A 19,157-nucleotide genomic window follows, 5' to 3' on the forward strand; every position below is an offset into this window, starting at 1 on the left:
AAAATCAATATCTACAAACTAAAATAAAAATTCTAAAAAAAACCAAGCCAATTGATTTTGGCTTGGAATGGAAAAATTATTTAAATCATTGCTTTATGGTTTATTCACTCCCTAAAGTCATTAAACTTGCATTTCCGCCTGCAGCCGCAGTATTGATACTGATCGCACGCTCAATGAGTAATGGTGCAAGTGGAACAATTGTATTGGCATCCGTTAAGTGAGTTATGCCGACAATTGCACCTTGACGTTGCGCAATCTGGGTCTGTAATTCTTTTAGCCCCGCACCTTGATGTAAAACTGCATCAAATTCTCCAGCAACAACATCCTTGATCATCGAAAATTTTTGTTGCAATACTTTTGGCATCGCTTGAATCATTTTTAAAGCAATCGCATCATCACTTAAAATACAGACTTGCGTATTGAGAGACAAAATTGCATTAAATTGATTCAGCAAAGCCTGTTCTTGCTCTGCGATTGCCAATATCCGATGACGTGATACAACATGATATTGATTCAATTCACCTGTTGGGCCCGGGAGCTCATATAAGGCAATCGGTGATTGATACTGATGCAAAGTCCATTGTGAATAATGCTGTTTTGCCCAAGTGTGAAATTCTCTTTGAATCTCAGATGGTTTTAGATTGAGCTGTTCAGAGATATTTTTTACAGTACCAAAAGGATGCTTTGGTAGGGCTGTATGCTGCATTAATTTATATAAATAAATCGGACCGCCAGCTTTAGGCCCTGTTCCTGATAAGCCTTCACCACCGAAAGGTTGTACGCCAACAACAGCCCCTACAATATTACGGTTAATATATAAGTTACCCACTTCCGCATGTTCAATGGTAGTTTGAATAGTTTCATCGATACGTGTATGTAAACCCATGGTTAAGCCATATCCTTTTGCATTGATATGTTCTAACAATTGCTTTAATTCACCATATTTATAGGTAATGACATGCAATACAGGTCCAAAAACTTCACGTTTTAAATCATTAAGATTTGGAAGTTCAATCACCGTCGGAACAATAAATGTGCCTGCATTTAAATCAGATGTTGGTGTTTCATAAGCAAGTTGATGTATTGCATAACCCTTGCTACGCATCATTTCGATATGCTTTTCAATATTCTGTTGCGCTTCAGAATCAATCACTGGACCTATATCTGTTTTAAGCAAAATAGGTTGCCCAATGTTGAGCTGTTGCATGGCGCCTTTAAGCATCTTAATTAAGGTTGCTGCATTGTCTTCTTGAACGCACAATACACGCAGGGCAGAACAACGTTGACCAGCACTATCAAATGCTGAGTTTACTGCATCGATTACGACTTGTTCTGTCAGTGCAGAAGAATCTACGATCATCGCATTTTGACCACCTGTTTCAGCAATTAGCGGAATCGGTTGACCTGTTGGACTCAGACGTTGTGCTACGGTTTTTTGTAAAATCTTAGCAACTTCAGTGGAACCTGTGAACATAATGCCTTGAATACGCTCATCTTGGCTGAGTTTTGCTCCAACTGTTTCACCACGACCAGGAAGTAATTGTACAACTGATTTTGGAACTCCTGCTTCCCATAAGATTTGAATTGCTTGTGCTGCAATTAATGGGGTTTGTTCAGCAGGTTTAGCAATTACGGTATTTCCTGCAACAAGTGCTGCCGAAATTTGTCCAGTAAAAATTGCAAGTGGGAAGTTCCAAGGGCTGATGCATAAAATTGTACCCAGTGGGCTGAGTGTCCCATTTTCCTCAATGCTTTGCATTTGTGCTGCATAGTATCTGAGGAAATCAACAGCTTCACGTACTTCAGCAATACCATTACTATAGGTTTTACCACTTTCACGGCATAGTAAAACCATTAGCTCCTGAATACGCGACTCCATAATCGAAGCAGCTTTGAGCAATAACTCTGCACGAAAATCTTGAGATGCATTTTTCCAATTTTCAAAAGCTTGATGAGCGTTATCTAAGGCCAAATCCACTTGTGTTGTTTCTGCTTCGATCACATAACCAACTAGATCTGCATGATCAGCTGGATTACGGATTTCTTGCGAATTTATTTCTGATAAGTCTCGTAAATCAAGCTGATCGACAAGGCTATAACTGTTCCATTGGTGTTTTAAATAGTACTGAACAGTTTGATTTAAATCCTTTAATTTACTGTCATCGGCTAGGTCTAAACCTTGAGAGTTTTGGCGTATGCCTTGATATAAATTATGAGGAAGTGGAATAGCAGGGTGTTTTAGCCCAATTGCATGTTCTTTTTCTGCAGTATGTAAAATCTCTTGAACTGGGTTTTCAATCAAGTCTGCAATTTTAATATTTTTATCAGCAATACGGTTAACAAATGAGGTATTAGCACCATTTTCCAATAAACGTCGAACTAGATAGGCCAATAAGGTTTCGTGATTACCGACAGGCGCATAAATACGACATGGAATCCCTAATTTTTGATCTAAAACCTTGCCTACTACTTGTTCATAGAGTGGTTCACCCATGCCATGTAAGCATTGGAATTCGTATTGACCAAGATAATATTTTTGTGGATCTGCTAACTCATAAATTGTGGCAAGCGTTTGTGCATTATGTGTCGCAAATTGCGGATACACTTGATCAGGTGCAGCCAATAATTTTTTTGCACAAGCAATATAAGACAAATCTGTATGCACTTTACGGGTAAACACTGGATAGTCAGACATACCGTCAATTTGTGCTTTTTTGATTTCACTGTCCCAGTAAGCACCTTTGACCAGACGAATCATTAAACGTTTTTGACTGCGTTTTGCCAGATCAATAATATAATCCACCACATAGAAACAACGCTTTTGATAGGCTTGGATCACAAAGCCAATACCTTTCCAGTTTGCTAGTTGTGGCTCAAAGCATAAACGCTCAAGTAATTCTAAAGACAGCTCTAACCGATCCGCTTCTTCTGCATCAATATTGAGGCCAATATCATAAGTCTTTGCTAAAAGTGCTAAATTTAAAATACGAGGATAAAGTTCATGATGCACACGTTCGGTTTGAGAACGTTGATAACGTGGATGTAAAGCCGAAAGTTTAATAGAAATTCCTGGACCAGTATAAACATCTTTACCTTCAGACGCTTTACCTATGGCATGAATCGCTTGTGTATAGTCTTCGAAATAGCGATCTGCATCGTGTTCAGTCAGTGCAGCTTCACCAAGCATGTCATAAGAATAACGGAAACCTTTGTCTTCAAGGGTTTTGGCATTGTCCAAAGCCTCTTCGATGGTTTCACCAGTAACAAATTGCTCACCCATCATACGCATTGCTGCATCAACTGCTTTACGGATGATGCCTTTACCTGTACGTGCTAAAAGCGAAGTGAGGATCCCAGAAAGGCTAGTCTGTTTAGGTGTTTCCATCAGTTTGCCAGTCAGCATGAGTCCCCATGCAGCAGCATTGACAAACATGAGATTACTTTGGCCTAAATGATCTTTCCAGTTACCTTGATTAATTTTATCGCGAATCAATAAGTCTCGGGTCGCACTATCAGGAATACGCAATAAGGCTTCAGCTAGGCACATCAATGCAATGCCTTCTTGTGAAGACAATGAAAATTCTTGTAGCAGTCCTTGTACAATCCCTGCTTTGCCTGATGAACTTTTACGGTCACGTAAGCTATGCGCTAAATTAAATGCAATGTCATAGATTTTCTGATTCATCTCTTCAGAAATTTGACTGTGCTCAAGTAAGTTTTCAACACATTCCGACTCAGCAAGACGCCATGCATGATTGATTTTTTCTTCAAAATCAGTTTTGTCTTTAAATTCGGTAATGTAATCCAAACTTGGCAGTAGGTTTGCGTTTAAAACTTGAGGTGAATCCATATTCATTGTCAACGTCCTGTGACTAGCAAATATTTTTGTTGAGCAGATGGGTTTATATAATTTATGATTACAGAATATTTAGTGAATAACTCACTATAATTTGAATAATATTTAGAGAATTATTCTATGGAAAGCGCATATTTAAACTTGGATCGTATAGATATTCGAATTTTGGATATTTTGCAAAAAGATGGGAAAATTTCCAATATTAAGCTGGCTGAAAAAGTCAATTTATCGCCTACAGCTGCGCTTGCTCGAGTACAGAAATTGACAGGAGAAGGGTTTATTTTAGGCTATGAAGCAAAACTAAATCCAAAAATGTTAGGCGCTAATTTTGTTGTATTTGTTGAGATTCTTTTAGATAAAACCACACCCAATGCTTTAGATGCGTTTTCAGATGCAATCGTACAATATCCAGAAATTATGGCATGTCATATGATCAGTGGTGGTTTTGATTTTTTGGTAAAGATTCGATGTGCTGATATGGAAGAGTTTCGTCGTATTTCAGGGCAGGTGCTATGGCAATTGCCTGGGGTAAAAGAAACGCGTAGTTATCCAGTAATGGAAGTGATTAAAGACAGCTCACAATTACATTTAAATTTTAAAGCGAAAGTAAAGAAATAGAAAAGGGGCATCAATGCCCCAACTCTAATGATTTATTCAAGCACATGAATTTACATGTTTTTCATTTCACGATTATAAATTTGTTCAGCATTTTCAAAACGATCAATCACATCTTTTTCAGGCGCTTTGTCCATTAAACTAACCACAATGATACTGATGAAAGACAGGATAAAGCCTGGAACGATTTCATATAAACCGGTATGTACCATCGTGTTTTTCCAAACAATTACTGTTGCAGCACCGACAATGATACCGATTATTGCACCATTCAAAGTCATACGTTTCCAGAACACAGACAATAAAATAAGTGGACCAAATGCTGCACCAAAACCAGCCCATGCATAAGCGACTAAACCAAGTACCTTACTTTCTGGGTTAAATGCCAAAATGATAGCCAGTACTGAAATGGCTAAAACCATTAAACGACCGACCCAAACCAACTCATTTTGTGAGGCTTTTTTGCGAAGAAAAGATTTATATAAATCTTCAGTCAAGGTGCTTGAGCATACCAAAAGCTGACAGCTTAATGTACTCATTACAGCAGCTAAAATAGCGGCTAAAACAACACCTGCAACCCATGGATTAAATAAAATTTTGGTCAATTCCATAAACACTGTTTCTGGATTTTTTGCCACAATTGCAGCAGACGGAATGTCCGGATGTGCTTGGAAATAAGCAATACCAACATAACCGACAGCAACAGCACCTGCTAAACATAGAATCATCCACGCCATACCAATACGACGAGCATTGGGAATAGTTTTCACTGAATCTGCTGCCATAAAACGGACTAGAATATGTGGTTGTCCAAAATAGCCTAAGCCCCATGCCATTGATGAAATGATGGCGATAAAACTAACTCCTTGGAACATATTTGCGGCATGGGGGCGTGCGGTTTCAATCAATTGATTGACATGTTGTAAATCACCAACTGCCAAGAAAGTCATAATTGGCGCCAAAAGCAATGCAAAAATCATCAAGCCCGCTTGAAATGTATCCGTCCAACTGATCGCAAGGAAGCCACCGATACACACATAGCTGATGGTTGCAATCGCACTGACCCAAAGAGCAGTGGTGTAGTTCATAGCAAAAATACTTTCAAATAAACGTGCACCTGCCACCATGCCTGAAGCACAGTAAATACCAAAGAAGATTAAAATGACCAGTGCAGAAATGATACGTATCACTTTCTTTTTATCACCAAAACGGCTGGTGAAATAATCTGGTAATGTTAATGCATTATTTTGTATTTCAGTATGGACACGTAAACGGCCTGCGACCAAGTACCAATTGAGCCAAGCACCAATAATAAGCCCGATTGCGATCCATGATTCAGATAATCCAGTCAGGTAAATTGCACCCGGTAGTCCCATGAGTAGCCAACCACTCATATCCGATGCACCCGCTGAAAGTGCGGTGACAAAACTCCCTAAACTTCGACCTCCCAAAATATAATCTGAGAAATCGGTGGTTTTTCTATAGGCATATAAGCCAATACAAACCATTGCAATAATATAAAAGATAAACGTTACAACTGTGGGGTTGAGTGAGTCCATATTTAATTCAGTCCTTGTGGAGTAAATCTCCAAGTTTTATTTTTTATCGCATAAGTTTCACGAGCGAATTCTTTCACACAACTAAAAAATATCGCTGTGATTTTTATAAGGTGATTGTGCAAGATTTATGTATCCGATTGTAACTTTAGATACAAATGCAAATAATCAGCAATTTATATCTAAAAAATTCTACTGGGAGTGTTTAAGTGACTGTGGGATTATACTTTACGTAAAGTTACATTGTTAACATTTAATTGATAGTTACATAAAATTGTTTATCGAAATGACATCTTTTGCTAGTACAAAAGCAGATGAGAAGGAATATTATTATCACTGCACAACTATAGTGCATAAATACATAATGAGCAGATCACATGGAAACGGTTCAACTTGAAGTTACAAGAATAGAAAAAGATTTGTTAGGAAGTAAAGAAGTTCCTATAAACAGTTATTATGGCATTCACACAATCCGAGCTTTAGAAAATTTTAATATTTCTAAACATACCGTTGGAGAGCAAAACTTTTTTATTCGTGCTTTGGCTCAGGTCAAAAAGGCCTCGGCACAAACTAATTTGCAATTTAATACGATCTCTGAAGAAATCAGTGTAGCAATTCAAAAAGCCAGTGATGAACTGATTGAAAATCCGCAAAATTGGAAAGATGAATTTCCAACAGATGTATACCAAGGTGGCGCGGGTACATCGATTAATATGAATACCAATGAAGTTATTGCCAATATTGCGTTAGAGTCTTTAGGTTATGCGAAAGGACGTTATGACATCATCCATCCAAATGACCATGTTAATAAATCTCAATCGACCAATGATGTCTATCCCACAGCATTACGTTTAGCAACTTACTATTCACTGGATTTGTTATTTGAAAAAATCAATAACTTGATTAGTTCACTGACATTGAAATCTGCTGAGTTTCAATATGTGTTAAAAATGGGACGAACACAGTTACAAGATGCTGTCCCAATGACATTAGGGCAAGAGTTTCATGCCTTTGCTACATTACTCAAAGAAGATGTTCGTTTAATTAAAAAAACCCGTGAACTTTTATTAGAAATTAATTTAGGCGCTACTGCGATTGGTACAGGCGTAAATACGCCTCATGGTTATGCTACCCAGGTCAATGAAAATTTAAAAGCCTTAACAGGATTAAACTTAAGTGGTGCAGAAGATTATGTTGAAGCGACCAGTGATTGCGGTGTATTTATTATCCTTTCAAGCACCTTAAAACGTTTGGCTGTAAAACTCTCTAAAATTTGTAATGACTTACGTCTATTAAGTTCTGGCCCAAGAACAGGTTTATGGGAAATTCGCTTACCTGAATTACAAGCTGGTTCATCGATCATGCCAGCGAAAGTCAATCCAGTGATTCCCGAGGTGGTCAATCAAATTGCATTTAAAGTGATTGGTAATGATTTAACCATTACCTTTGCAGCAGAAGCAGGCCAATTACAGTTAAATGTTATGGAACCTGTGATTGCACTTACCATGAATGAGTCAATTGAGTTACTAATCCATGCAATCCAAACCTTGGATGAGAAGTGTATTCAAGGTGTGGTTGCCAATGAAAAAACCTGTTTTGATGCTGTGATGCGTAGTGTCGGAATAATTACCTTACTTGATCCAATTTTAGGTCATGCGAAGTGTGATGAAATTGGGAAGCAATGTATTGCTGAAAATAAAACCATTTAAGAGGTTGTACTTGAACAAGGTTTATTGAGCCAAGAACGTCTAGATGAAATTTTCTCTTTTGAAAATATGATTGCAGAAATTGCAGTACAGCCATATGAAGAAATCGGTAAAGCAGGCTAATTGTTTGAATTACGGCTATTGATCCGTGTAAAAAAGATCTGATAGATACAGCATTTGGGTGCTGTATTTTTATGCATGGTAAAAAAAGTAAAGTTTCTTTATAATTCAACAAAATTTAAAATCACCAACAAAAGTCAATAATCTATGAATAATAAACATTTAATTCTCGCCTTAAGCTTGGTACTTCTTTCTGGATGCGCGAAAAAATCGGAACAAGCTGCTGAAACTTCAGCAGCTGCTCAAGATGCACAAGTCGTTGCTCAGGATGCTGTTCAAGCGGCTGATGCCGCAGAAAAAAGTACTGAGCAAGCTAGTGAAAATTCTGTTGATACTACACCTCTGACTGAACAAAAACCTGAAACTATTTTAAGTACCGATGTCAGCCAAGCAGAAAAAGCACGTCGTATGGTGCGAGAAGCACAGGTTAATTTCACAGCCAAAGATGTGGTGAAAACTGCTTTAGAAATTGATAAGCTCACTTTTCAAGCGGGTGGCTTTATAGAGCAGAAAAATATCAGTTTTGATGTACTCGATGTAAAAACACAAAAAATTGCGGATGGTAAAATCCGAGTTTTTGAAAAAGTTGATCCGCATGCTGAGATCATTGTCAGAGTACCGAGTGATAAAGCTGCGATATATGTCAATCAGTTATTGCCATTGATGTACTTTTTAAATCAACAACAATATTCTGCTAAGCGTTTTGAGTTAAAGCTTTTAGAAGAAAAAATTGGACAAACTCAAAGCGTTCCAAGTGATACCAAACCATCACAGCTGAATGAAATTTCCCGTTTAACCCAACTTGAAGTTCAAGATCGTGTGCGTTTTAGCACGATTAGTATTGCCATTAAGCAACCTGCGATGGTGAGAGAAAGTCTGGATGTTGATGTTGCTGCTGTGGCACGCTTAAACGGTGATAGTTTTTGGAAGCGTGCTTGGGAAGGTGTTCAATATGGCTGGCAATTTATTTTGGATTTATTGGTTATTTTAGTCACCATTTGGCCTCTTTATTTACTGGTATTTATTGGCTTGATTATTTATCGAGTGATTAAACCTGTAATGAATAAATTATTTAATGATTCATCATCGACTAAAGCGCCTAAAGATGTAACAAAAGATCAGATGAATTCTACAGATGAAAATGAATAATTTTGCTTAGTGCTATGCTGTAATTTTTAAAACCAGTGCAATTGCACTGGTTTTTTAATGTGTTGTCAGTTTTTCAAAAAGCTGTTGCATCCCTTCAGTCGCACTCATTTTTAAACATTGATATTGTTGGGGAACACGCTCATAACTGGCTTGTGGATCAATATAATATGCATCACAGTGTTCTGGAATCTCGTGTATCAAACTTGCCACAGGGTAAACGGTTAATGTGGAGCCGATAACAATAAAAATATCAGCATCAAGGATTATCTGTACTGCTTCTTCATAAGCAGGAACTGCTTCACCAAACCAAACCACATGGGGGCGAAGTGGATATCCTTCAGGACATTTATGTTGTTCTAGATCCAATTGCCAACCATCTATAGGATAAAACTGAGTTGTGTACTGCGAATTGGGTTTAGAACTTTTAGCAAGGCGAATATTGCCATGTAAATGAATAACTTGTTGGCTTCCAGCACGTTCATGAAGATCATCAATATTTTGAGTAATTACAATGACATCAAAATGTTGTTCGAATTGAGCAATGATATTGTGTGCTTGATTAGGGTGGGCTTGGAGAATATGTTGACGTCGTTCATTATAAAAACGTTGCACCAATGCAGGATTACGCTCCCAAGCTTCAGGTGTAGCCACCTCTTGAATATCATAATTCTCCCATAAGCCATTACTATCTCGGAAAGTGCTGATTCCACTTTCCGCACTCATTCCCGCACCTGAGAAAACTACAATTTTTTTCATAGGATAAACAATTAAAATTTTTAAAATGCTAACATAAATATTGTGAAATATGACTGAAACGTTTTTTATTGGAATTAATTTGTTATAAAATAATAGTCAGTCATACTTCGATCATTTCGAATATTTTTTATAAAAATCAAATGTACTAGAAATAAGTTAAATTGGAACAGCATGGAAACACGTGATATTGTCAATGCCCCTGAAGTAAAAAAGACAATTGTAGAGCGTAGTCAACGCCGGAAAGATGATCCAGAAATTACCCAATGGTTTGAAAAGAAATTCTTTGAATATGTGATTAAACAATTTAATCCAGTTTTTCATGTAAATTCGGTCTCTGCTTGGAAAATTTGTCAACTTCCGCAGCCCATTCCTACATGGTTTTTGAACAAGCTTGAACAACAGCCAGAACATCAGATGTTGTATGTTGATCCTTTAAATGAACAGATTTTGGAGCTGGAAAAGCCCATTTTAGAGTTTTTTAATTCGCGTTTAAAAAGCAATTTAAAAGGCAAATTCATGAAAATGACCTATGAGCAAGTGTTAGAAGCTTGGCATAAAGATCATGAAGCAATGAAAAAGCGTTTAGAAAAAGGGCAATGGGACAGCAGTGAGCAGGCAATTGATGAAGTTTTAACTGTAAATACAGGCAAGTTTATTGAAATTACGGCAACAGGAATGTTGTTACGTAAGGAAATGGCATTTGAATCACGTTATATGCAGCACTGTTTAGGGCAGTTTAGCAACCTGATTGAATTGAAAGATGGCTATGGTGAATACTATGTGACGCAAAAAGAGCAGGGGATATTTCGTTATTTTAGCTTAAGGGATTCAAGCAATAAGCCCCATGTAACCATCAGTTTAGAATGGGATGGTGAAGCCTGGTGTATTGAGCAGATTAAGGGTAAGCAGAATCAAGCACCAGTTAAGAAATATGCAGATGATGTCTTATTATTTTTAAATCATATTCAACCAAATAATAATCACAATCCTGATTGTTTAAGCATGGGAATAGTCTATCAACCTGAGATAAATGAAGATTTAACCAATCATGTCAATCAAGCCTTATATTTCTATTTTCATGAATTAGATGATCCTTGTAAAATTGAAACGCTGTTGATGAAAAATCATCATCTATTGGAACAATATGATCATCAAACCAATGTGATTCAGCATCTTTTACTGGGACTAAATCGTCCAGAACATATCAGGCACCCATCAGAAAAATATATAGAAGAAATCCTTGCTTATACAAATCAAAAGCAAACTGAGAAAAAATTTGATTTAAAGGTTGAGTTAAGTCAAGCAAAGTCAAAGAAATCGCTGTGGAGCGTGATCTTTAAGCCTTATTTCTGGTTGCTTCAGACTTTATATGGTTTAAGCAAGATTCCATTGCTTGGTTGGATGATTAAAATTATCGTCTATATCATTGCTTTGCCTTGGATGCTGTTAAATTTAAAGCAGGACAATCGTAAGCAATGGATGCTTGCAACTGGTGATCTGATTTATTTTCGTAATCATATTCAATGGTATCAGGTGGATAGCTTAACGTTAGCGCATTTTGAACAGCATCCAGAAATATATAAAAACCATTTAAATCAATTGTTAAATATCAAACAGAAAAAAGCAGGTTCTAAAGAGAAACAGATTCGTTATTTTTTAAATCAATATTTTCAAATCGCTCAATTAGAAAATCTTTATTCAAGTAGTGAATTTGGTACTGCAAGTTATTTAAGAGATATTTTGGTGTTTAGCCATATTCAAAAAATATTTACTATACGGTTATTGGTGCAGTTCTATGAATTACAGGAATATGATGCATGGCAATACATTGTTGCTTCATCGAATATTATTCAAGACTGTTGTTCTAGCTGGCAGGATATGGGCGAGAAATATGTCGCAGGGCGTGAGCTGTATTTGATGTTTAAACATTCAGATTTTGAAAATTATGATCGCTCTGCAAAGCAAGACTTACACTTATATCAATCCATATATCCCAATAATTGGTCACTTTATTCATGGAATATTGATTTATTCTCAACCCATAATAAAAACAAAGTAGCTGAATGATGATTAAATCTGAATATACCCATGAAGTATTTCGTAAAGATATCCATTGTCCGCAAGGTTTATTGGAAAGTAAAAACTATGCAGAATTGGAAGATTTTTTCAATGTGTTATGGCAAAGTCGAAGTCATAAATCGCCGCAGCTTTGGGAAAATGAATGGTTTGATCAGCCCAAACAAATGTTTAAGGACATATTCTTAAATCATGGCGTAACTGCGTTAAAACATATCAATGAATGGCATTTGGCTTTTCCAGAAAGTTTTTTTCCTTATATTGTTCGTGTGCGTTATTGGGCTTTTTGGGCAGCGGAATATCGTGGGCAAGAATGGTCAAGCAATGTTACAGATGAAATGTGGGATTGTGCAAGAGAGGCGCAAAAGCAGTTGTATGCTTCCGCAATGCAAGCTTTTGCATTTAGTTCGGATACATGGACAATTGCGCTGCATCTATTAAATTCGGCAGTTCACTTGGATGAACCCGAGTGGTTTTCTGAGTGGATGCTTAGGCGTCGATATCCTTCAAATTTAGTGCATAAAATAAATGCTTCAGCCCAAGCAATGGCGCAGAAAAGTGGCTTAAATCAAGATTTAAAAATTGATCTACCCCAAGATGTACCTCAACTTTTACTAAAATATCTAAATTTGAAAGAAGAAATTGATTTACCTCAAGCTGATGCCGCTTTTTGGTTAAAAATATTTATTGAAGAATCAGGTTTTGGCTTGCTTGCGGTAAGAGATTATTGTTGGTATCTATTGCCAAGATGGGGACACGATCATCAGGCCATTATTGATTTTGCTCAGTCGGATTGGTGTCAACATTTTAGTGAAATCGAAAAAAGTGAATTAAATTATATCGTATGGTTTGATACGCTTGATACAAGTTTTGATAAAGATCAAACACTTGAAATTAAAAAATATATCCAAAAAGCCCAAGCAATATTAAAACGCCCCTTAACCGAACGTAATCGAGCAGTTATCTATTTAAAATTGGCGTATTTTTATTATCTGTTAGATGAAAATGATCCAAGAATTTTATCTTGTTATCAAAACGCCGCAGATTATCCTGTATTTGATGAGTATGATCTTGATCGTGCAATTTATTTTTGGCGACATAATGCTCAAGATTCAGATTTTCTAGGCCGAATCGCATTGTCCAATCGAAAGCGTCTTGCCAGTGCTGCTGTTCTTTATGGTTTTCTATGTCAACATGGTTGGTCTAGTGTTGAAAAAAATCCATTGGTTGCTCAATCTTGGTATGAACAGGCAAAATTATTGGAAGCACCCAAAGCTTATCCTGAAGGGCGTTACTGTTGTTTTTTTCGTGTCGCAAACAACTTTGATGATGATCACGGATATATTTTTATTATAGATTTATTACATCAAGGTGCAGATTTAGGCTTTGTGTATTGTTGCTTTAGTGCTGGTTATATTCACTCTTTGGCTGAACATGCCTTATATGATGTGAAACAAGAACTGTATTATGCAAAAAAAGCAGCAGATCAAGGTCATTATATTGCCATGTATAATATGGGTATACATTATCTAAATTTAAGTATGGATGAAAATCAATCTCAACCTAAAGAATATTTAAAAAAGAGTTTAGGGTATTTTGAACAGAGCCGATTAGGTTTAGAAAAGTCGCAACAAGACCATCGTTATATTAATTCTGATTTGCTGAATGATCTAATTGATATTTATGTCACCCGCTTATTTAATTTTAGCTATTATCCTGAAATTGCAGAGCAAATGATTGCAGTTTTAAAAACAAAAGCACATAAACGCCATATTGCTGCAATGTGTGCGATCGCAAGACTGCATTTTGACCCTAAAAATCGACCTCATTATTATGACTATGTTGAAGCAGTTACATGGTGTCAGGCGGCTTATTTACAAGCTCCAGAGCAGGAGCTTGTAAAAGAAGTTTTATATGAAATTATGGGAAAAACCAAGCGCAGTATCAAAAAGTATAATCAAACAATTGCCAGTATCGCCGCTTCAGACATACCTGGGCGTCAAGATGTTTTAATTTAGTTGGTTTCTGAGGAGTGAAATATGAAGCTAAAATATTTTAAAATTGAAAATTAAGTCCATAATATAGAACATAATGCTTTTGACCTTAAGATCATGACATTAAAAAAGAATGAAAGGCTTCTAATTTCATGATTTATTTTTAAATTATTCAATAAATTTAATTTGATTAATAAAATAAAAGGACTCATCAGCACTTGGACCCATGACTCGATCTGCATTCTTTTCAAACTGAATATCTGCTTGGATTTTTTTTTCAATATATTCCTTTTTTAAAATTTGTCCGCTTGTTTCTTCATCATGGTCAAACCATTGCCCGCACTTTTGATTGCAATTTGCATAAATAGTTTTACCTTGGATGTTTTTCAACAGTAAACCATTATCATCAATTCCACCACCATTGACCAATATATAGTTTTGAGTTTGAGCATTGGCAAAATGACTATACGAAATACAGATAAGAATAAGCAATATCTTTTTCATCTTTTCCTCAAGGTTTAATACGACTTTATTGTATATACGCGGATATTTTACAATAAAAGGCGTGTATTAAAAGAAAAGGTCTGTAAAACAGACCTTAAAATGCAGAGGCTAATGATCATGGTGTAAATATTTCGGCTGTTTAGGTAATTGCATGCTACAGAACAGACAAATAATCAGCATGACAATCACATAAACAAAAAAGCTATTTTCATGACCGAGGTCTTTTAACTTTAATGCAACTGCAGGGGCAGAACCACCAAAGATTGCATTACCGACTGCATAAGCAAAACCAACCCCAAGGGCTCGAATATGTGGTGGAAACATTTCTGCTTTAACTAAACCACTGATAGAGGTATAGAAACTGAGCAACATCATTAAGAAGATCAGTAACAAAGTCACAATAAACGCTGAACCACTAAAATATGGCATCGCAATGACCATTACAGGGTAGATAAAAATAGCACAGCTGGTACTGAAGAGCATCATTGAAGCACGACGACCAATTCGATCTGCCAGCATTCCGAACAAAGGTTGCGCACACATAAATACAAATAGGGCAATGGTCATCATATAGCCGACGGTTTTGTCTGCAAATCCAAGGCTGGTGATATAGGTTTTTGAATATACGGTGATGATGTAAAAACATAAAGAACCCGCTGAGGTATAACCAACCACCAGCAGAAAGGTATTCCAGTTCTTGCTGAGTAATTCTTTTAAACTGCCTGAACCCTCTTTCGCACTATCATTTTCAGATAAAGTTTCTTTTAAATGTCGTCGTGCAAAGAATGAAAGAATGGCAACAACACCACCAATAATAAATGGAATACGCCAGCCTCCATCCATTAACTGTTCTTTGGACATGAGTGCCAACATGATTACACCCAAAAGGCTTGCTAAAAGTTGTCCGCCAGACAACGTCACATACTGAAAAGAGGAATAAAAACCACGTTGACCTTTTAATGCAACTTCACTCATATAGGTTGCAACAGTACCATACTCACCACCTACTGAAAGTCCTTGTAGAAGTCGTACAGCCAATAATAGAAATGGTGCTGCCATACCGACTTGATCATAAGTAGGGAGTGCTGCAAATAAAAATGAACTGATTGCCATTAAGGTAATAGAAATGATCATGGATTTTTTACGTCCATAGGTATCGCCAATCCAGCCAAAGAGCCAACTGCCTATGGGCCGCATGAAAAAACTAGCAGCAAAGACACCCCACACATAAATTGCTTTTGTAGAGTCATCCATATCTGGAGCGGTTAATGCGTGGGTGAAATAGGTTGCGAATGCTGCATAAATATAGAAATCAAACCATTCCACCAAGTTACCAGAAGCAGCCCCAACGATAGCCATGACACGATTACGTTTTTCATGTGGCTGATATATATGTGTTTCAGTCATAAAATATCCTTATTATGCTGCTGCGATTTTTATGCTTTAAAATGTGAAAAATTAATTTTTTTGCATTTCAAACCATTTAGATTTTGCATTTCGATTTTAAAATTAAACGATTATACAAATACGGTATTGGTACAAAAAATACACAGCTTTATACAGCTATATCTATAAATTAATGCAAGAATGTTCTTGTTTTAATTTGCATAATATGAGAATTTATTGATTAATTGCATATTGTGAAAATGAAAAAAATAAATAATTATCAGAAAAGATTAATAGATAAATCTAGTGACTATTTAAATTAAATAGTTTTGGACGGGAAGTATATAAAAATATCACACAATAAGATCAGCTTTTTTTGAAAGGAAATAATGGATCGAACTTTTGTTTTATTAAATTTATATAAAAATAATTTTAAATTATATTATAGCATTTATGCAAAAGTTGAATTTCATAATATGTACTCTAAATTATAAAATATTATAAAAAAATCAATAAATTGAAATTCACATGAAAAGTCTCCTATGGTAGACAAAATATTATTTTTTATTATAAAGTAATATACAACTTAAAAAAACTACACAATAGATTATGTTGAATAATATTTATTTTGCTTTAGAAAAATTGGGGCTAACAGCACAGAATCGTACGATCCATGTTCTATTTTCAAATTCATCTTTAAATGATCAAGTGTTCCTGCAACGTATTGATGGGACACATGCACTTAACTTAGGCATTAACCTACAATTAACTTGTCTATCTACATCAGCAAGCATTGCTCTAAAAAGCTTTGTTGGTAGTCAAGTGGCCGTGGATATTGTTAATGACAAATCTGAGCTGAATCGAATTTCAGGGATCGTAACCAAAGCCGATGTAGGTGCCAGTGACGGTTCTCTTACAATTTATCGCCTTACAGTAGAAGACCCCACAGCGCTTTGGAAATATCGCAGAAACTCCAGAGTGTTTGTGAATAAATCTGTTGTTCAAGTTGTGGAGGTTCTATTTCAAGAATGGCGAGAGCGAAGTCCATTGTTTGCCTCAAGCCTGACTTTGGATAAAACTGGTTTAACCAAAGACTATGATGTCCGACCATTCATCATGCAGAGCAATGAGCTCGATTTTGACTTCATTCAACGGTTGTTGGCTTCTGAAGGGATAAGCATCTTAGTCGATGAAGCGCAGCATAAAGTTTCTAGTTCTTCAGAGCAGATTCAACTACAGATACTACGTCTAATCGATCATAATGCACAATACAAAGCACTAGATCGCCGTAGTATCCGTTTTCACCGTAGCAGTGCTGTAGAAAGACAAGATAGCATAACGGCATTTACTGGTTTACGTTCTATTCAGCCTACGGCTGTACATGTACAAAGATGGCAAGCGGATGCTTTAGAACAAGAAGAAGGTGCAGGTTCAGTTCTTAGCAAGCATAAGCATTCAGCCAATCAGAATGTGGCAAGTTTAGCTTTAGAACAGGCATTTCATGTCAGTCCTGCATGGATACAGGACTTAAAAGGTGAAGATGGTGTAACCAAATCTGGTCATGTCCAAATTGAAAAGCTCAATGAAAACTTGAGTAAATATTTCGATCTACAAGCCAAAAAATTTATTGCTATTTCTACAGTAAGAGATGCATATGTGGGGTATTGGTTTGAATTTAATGAACATCCTGAAATAGATCAGCATTCAGGTGCAGACAAAGAGTTTTTGATCACCTCAAAGACATTCTATAATCAGAACAACTTGCCTAAAGACCTGAATGATCAAGTGACAGCATTACTTAAACAAAGTCATTGGCAATTGAACAATATCATCACCAATAACAAAGATGAACGTCAAGCCAATCAGCTTGTATTGCAACGTCGAAACATCGACGTCGTTCCTGAATATAACCTACTGCAACAACGACCTATAACACATCCACAACGAGCAAAAGTTGTCGGGATGGATGGGGAGGAAATTCATGTCGATGAATGGGGACGTATCAAAGTACGCTTCTTGTTCACTCGAAATGAAGACCACACCCATGATGGTGGTGCAGGTTCAAATGACAATGATACAGATTCGGCTTGGGTCGATGTACTGACGCCTTGGGCAGGAGAAGGCTATGGGGCACTATTTTTACCGAGGGTTGGAGAGATCGTCATGATCTCTTTCAGTAATGGTGACATTGACAGACCCTTTGTGGTGGGACGAATTCATGAAGGGTGTCGTTATCCGACTAAGTTTGATGACAAAGGCAAGTTGCCTGACACAAAAAAATTAGCAGGGATTAAAACTAAGGAATATCAGGGCAGTGGCTACAATCAACTTCGCTTTGATGATACGACCAACCAAATAAGCAGTCAATTACAGAGTAGTCATGCGACAAGCCAACTCAACTTGGGTAATCTCAGCCACCCAAAAGAAACTGAGCCCAGTGAAGGGCGAGGAGAAGGTTTTGAGTTAAGAACTGACCAATGGGGTGCGGTGCGTGCAGGGCGAGGTTTATTGCTATCAACCTATCAACAAGTGCAGGCCAAAGGTAATCATCTTGATGCATCAGAAGCCAAATTACAGCTTGAATCTGGTTTGAATAATTCAAAAGCGTTAAGTGAAGTCGCTAAAAATCAACAAACTGACCCTTTAGAAATTCTAGATGATCTTAAGCAGTTTATTGAACAAATCGAACAGCAAAGTGAAACTAAGGCAAAAGCATTTAAACAAGCTTTGATGATTTTGACTTCATCCGATTCAATCGCTCTTGCAAGCAATGAAGATGTACATCTTTCAGCAGATGGTCAAATTAGTCACAGTGCAGGCGAAAGTATTAACCTAAGTACTCAAAAGAATTTATTAGCTCATGCGCAAAGTAAAATCAGTTTGTTTGCAGCACAGGAAGGTGCCAGATTCTATGCAGGTAAAGGCAAGGTCGAAATACAAGCTCAAGGAGATGGGGCTGATTTGATTGCACGTAAAGGGATTCAAATCATTTCAACTGAAGATGCAATCTATATTACGAGTCCTAAAGAGATTAGATTAGTTGCAGATACCTCAGAATTAAGAATCAATGGCTTAGGTGTGTTTACCACTACAGGCGGTTTGTTTGAGAGTAAGGCGGGGCAGCATAAGTTTGTGAGTGGATCGAAAGTTTCACTGAATTTACCAACTCTCCCATTATCTGATAGAAAAAACTGGATTGCTTTAGAACATTTGGATGCAGACAATCAACCATTTGCTAATTTAGGTTATAAAATATTTTTTGAAGGCAATCAAATTATAGAAGGCAAGCTAGATGATCATGGGAAAGCTCATCATGATAATGTGCCTGAAAAGGCGATTAAAGTAGAGTACGAACAATCCGATTATAAAGATGATCCTTGGGATCTATATGATTTAGTTTTAGATCAATTGAATCAATTGAATCAATTAAAAAAATAAG

Annotated in this window: 10 protein-coding genes and 1 pseudogene; 6 read left to right on the top strand and 5 right to left on the bottom strand. The window is 36.7% G+C overall.

Annotation, left to right across the window (positions count from 1 at the left end; genetic code table 11):
• Positions 1-100 precede the first annotated feature (100 nt).
• Positions 101-3,856 (bottom strand): trifunctional transcriptional regulator/proline dehydrogenase/L-glutamate gamma-semialdehyde dehydrogenase, encoded by a 3,756-nt coding sequence (putA, locus tag ACG916_RS04450; protein WP_419327308.1) that lies wholly within the window; start codon positions 3,854-3,856, stop codon positions 101-103.
• Positions 3,857-3,976: 120 nt separating this feature from the next.
• Between putA and ACG916_RS04455 the strand changes: the two genes are divergently transcribed.
• Entirely contained in the window at positions 3,977-4,474 is a 498-nt protein-coding gene (locus ACG916_RS04455; RefSeq protein ID WP_336950918.1) for an Lrp/AsnC ligand binding domain-containing protein, read from the top strand.
• A 50-nt stretch (positions 4,475-4,524) separates the two neighbouring features.
• Here the strand turns inward: ACG916_RS04455 and putP are convergent, their stop codons facing one another.
• A complete protein-coding gene (putP, locus tag ACG916_RS04460; protein ID WP_336950920.1) occupies positions 4,525-6,030 on the bottom strand; it encodes a sodium/proline symporter PutP in 1,506 nt (501 codons plus the stop codon).
• A gap of 374 nt (positions 6,031-6,404) precedes the next feature.
• Here putP and aspA point away from each other — a divergent pair.
• Positions 6,405-7,856, top strand: a pseudogene (gene aspA / locus ACG916_RS04465) (aspartate ammonia-lyase).
• Between the two features lie 144 nt (positions 7,857-8,000).
• Positions 8,001-9,002: a hypothetical protein gene (locus tag ACG916_RS04470; protein WP_336950922.1), complete on the top strand. Its 1,002-nt coding sequence runs from the start codon at positions 8,001-8,003 to the stop codon at positions 9,000-9,002.
• 54 nt (positions 9,003-9,056) lie between these two features.
• On the opposite strand, the gene ACG916_RS04475 is transcribed toward ACG916_RS04470, so the two are convergent.
• Complete coding sequence (locus tag ACG916_RS04475; RefSeq protein ID WP_419327307.1) at positions 9,057-9,758, bottom strand: SIR2 family NAD-dependent protein deacylase; 702 nt, start codon at positions 9,756-9,758, stop codon at positions 9,057-9,059.
• 171 nt (positions 9,759-9,929) lie between these two features.
• Between ACG916_RS04475 and ACG916_RS04480 the strand changes: the two genes are divergently transcribed.
• A complete protein-coding gene (locus ACG916_RS04480) occupies positions 9,930-11,825 on the top strand; it encodes a cytoplasmic protein (RefSeq protein WP_419327306.1) in 1,896 nt (631 codons plus the stop codon).
• A complete protein-coding gene (locus ACG916_RS04485; protein ID WP_419327305.1) occupies positions 11,822-13,852 on the top strand; it encodes a DUF4034 domain-containing protein in 2,031 nt (676 codons plus the stop codon). Before ACG916_RS04480 ends, ACG916_RS04485 begins: the two co-directional genes overlap by 4 nt.
• A 144-nt stretch (positions 13,853-13,996) precedes the next feature.
• Here the strand turns inward: ACG916_RS04485 and ACG916_RS04490 are convergent, their stop codons facing one another.
• Both ACG916_RS04490 and ACG916_RS04495 read right to left on the bottom strand, forming a co-directional pair.
• Positions 13,997-14,332 (bottom strand): hypothetical protein, encoded by a 336-nt coding sequence (locus ACG916_RS04490; protein WP_419330663.1) that lies wholly within the window; start codon positions 14,330-14,332, stop codon positions 13,997-13,999.
• Positions 14,333-14,440: 108 nt separating this feature from the next.
• Positions 14,441-15,739: an MFS transporter gene (locus ACG916_RS04495; protein ID WP_336950927.1), complete on the bottom strand. Its 1,299-nt coding sequence runs from the start codon at positions 15,737-15,739 to the stop codon at positions 14,441-14,443.
• A gap of 588 nt (positions 15,740-16,327) precedes the next feature.
• Between ACG916_RS04495 and ACG916_RS04500 the strand changes: the two genes are divergently transcribed.
• Positions 16,328-19,156 (top strand): type VI secretion system Vgr family protein, encoded by a 2,829-nt coding sequence (locus ACG916_RS04500; protein WP_419327304.1) that lies wholly within the window; start codon positions 16,328-16,330, stop codon positions 19,154-19,156.
• Position 19,157: the final 1 nt, after the last annotated feature.

The organism is Acinetobacter legionensis (assembly GCF_048552295.1).
Taxonomy (GTDB): domain Bacteria; phylum Pseudomonadota; class Gammaproteobacteria; order Pseudomonadales; family Moraxellaceae; genus Acinetobacter.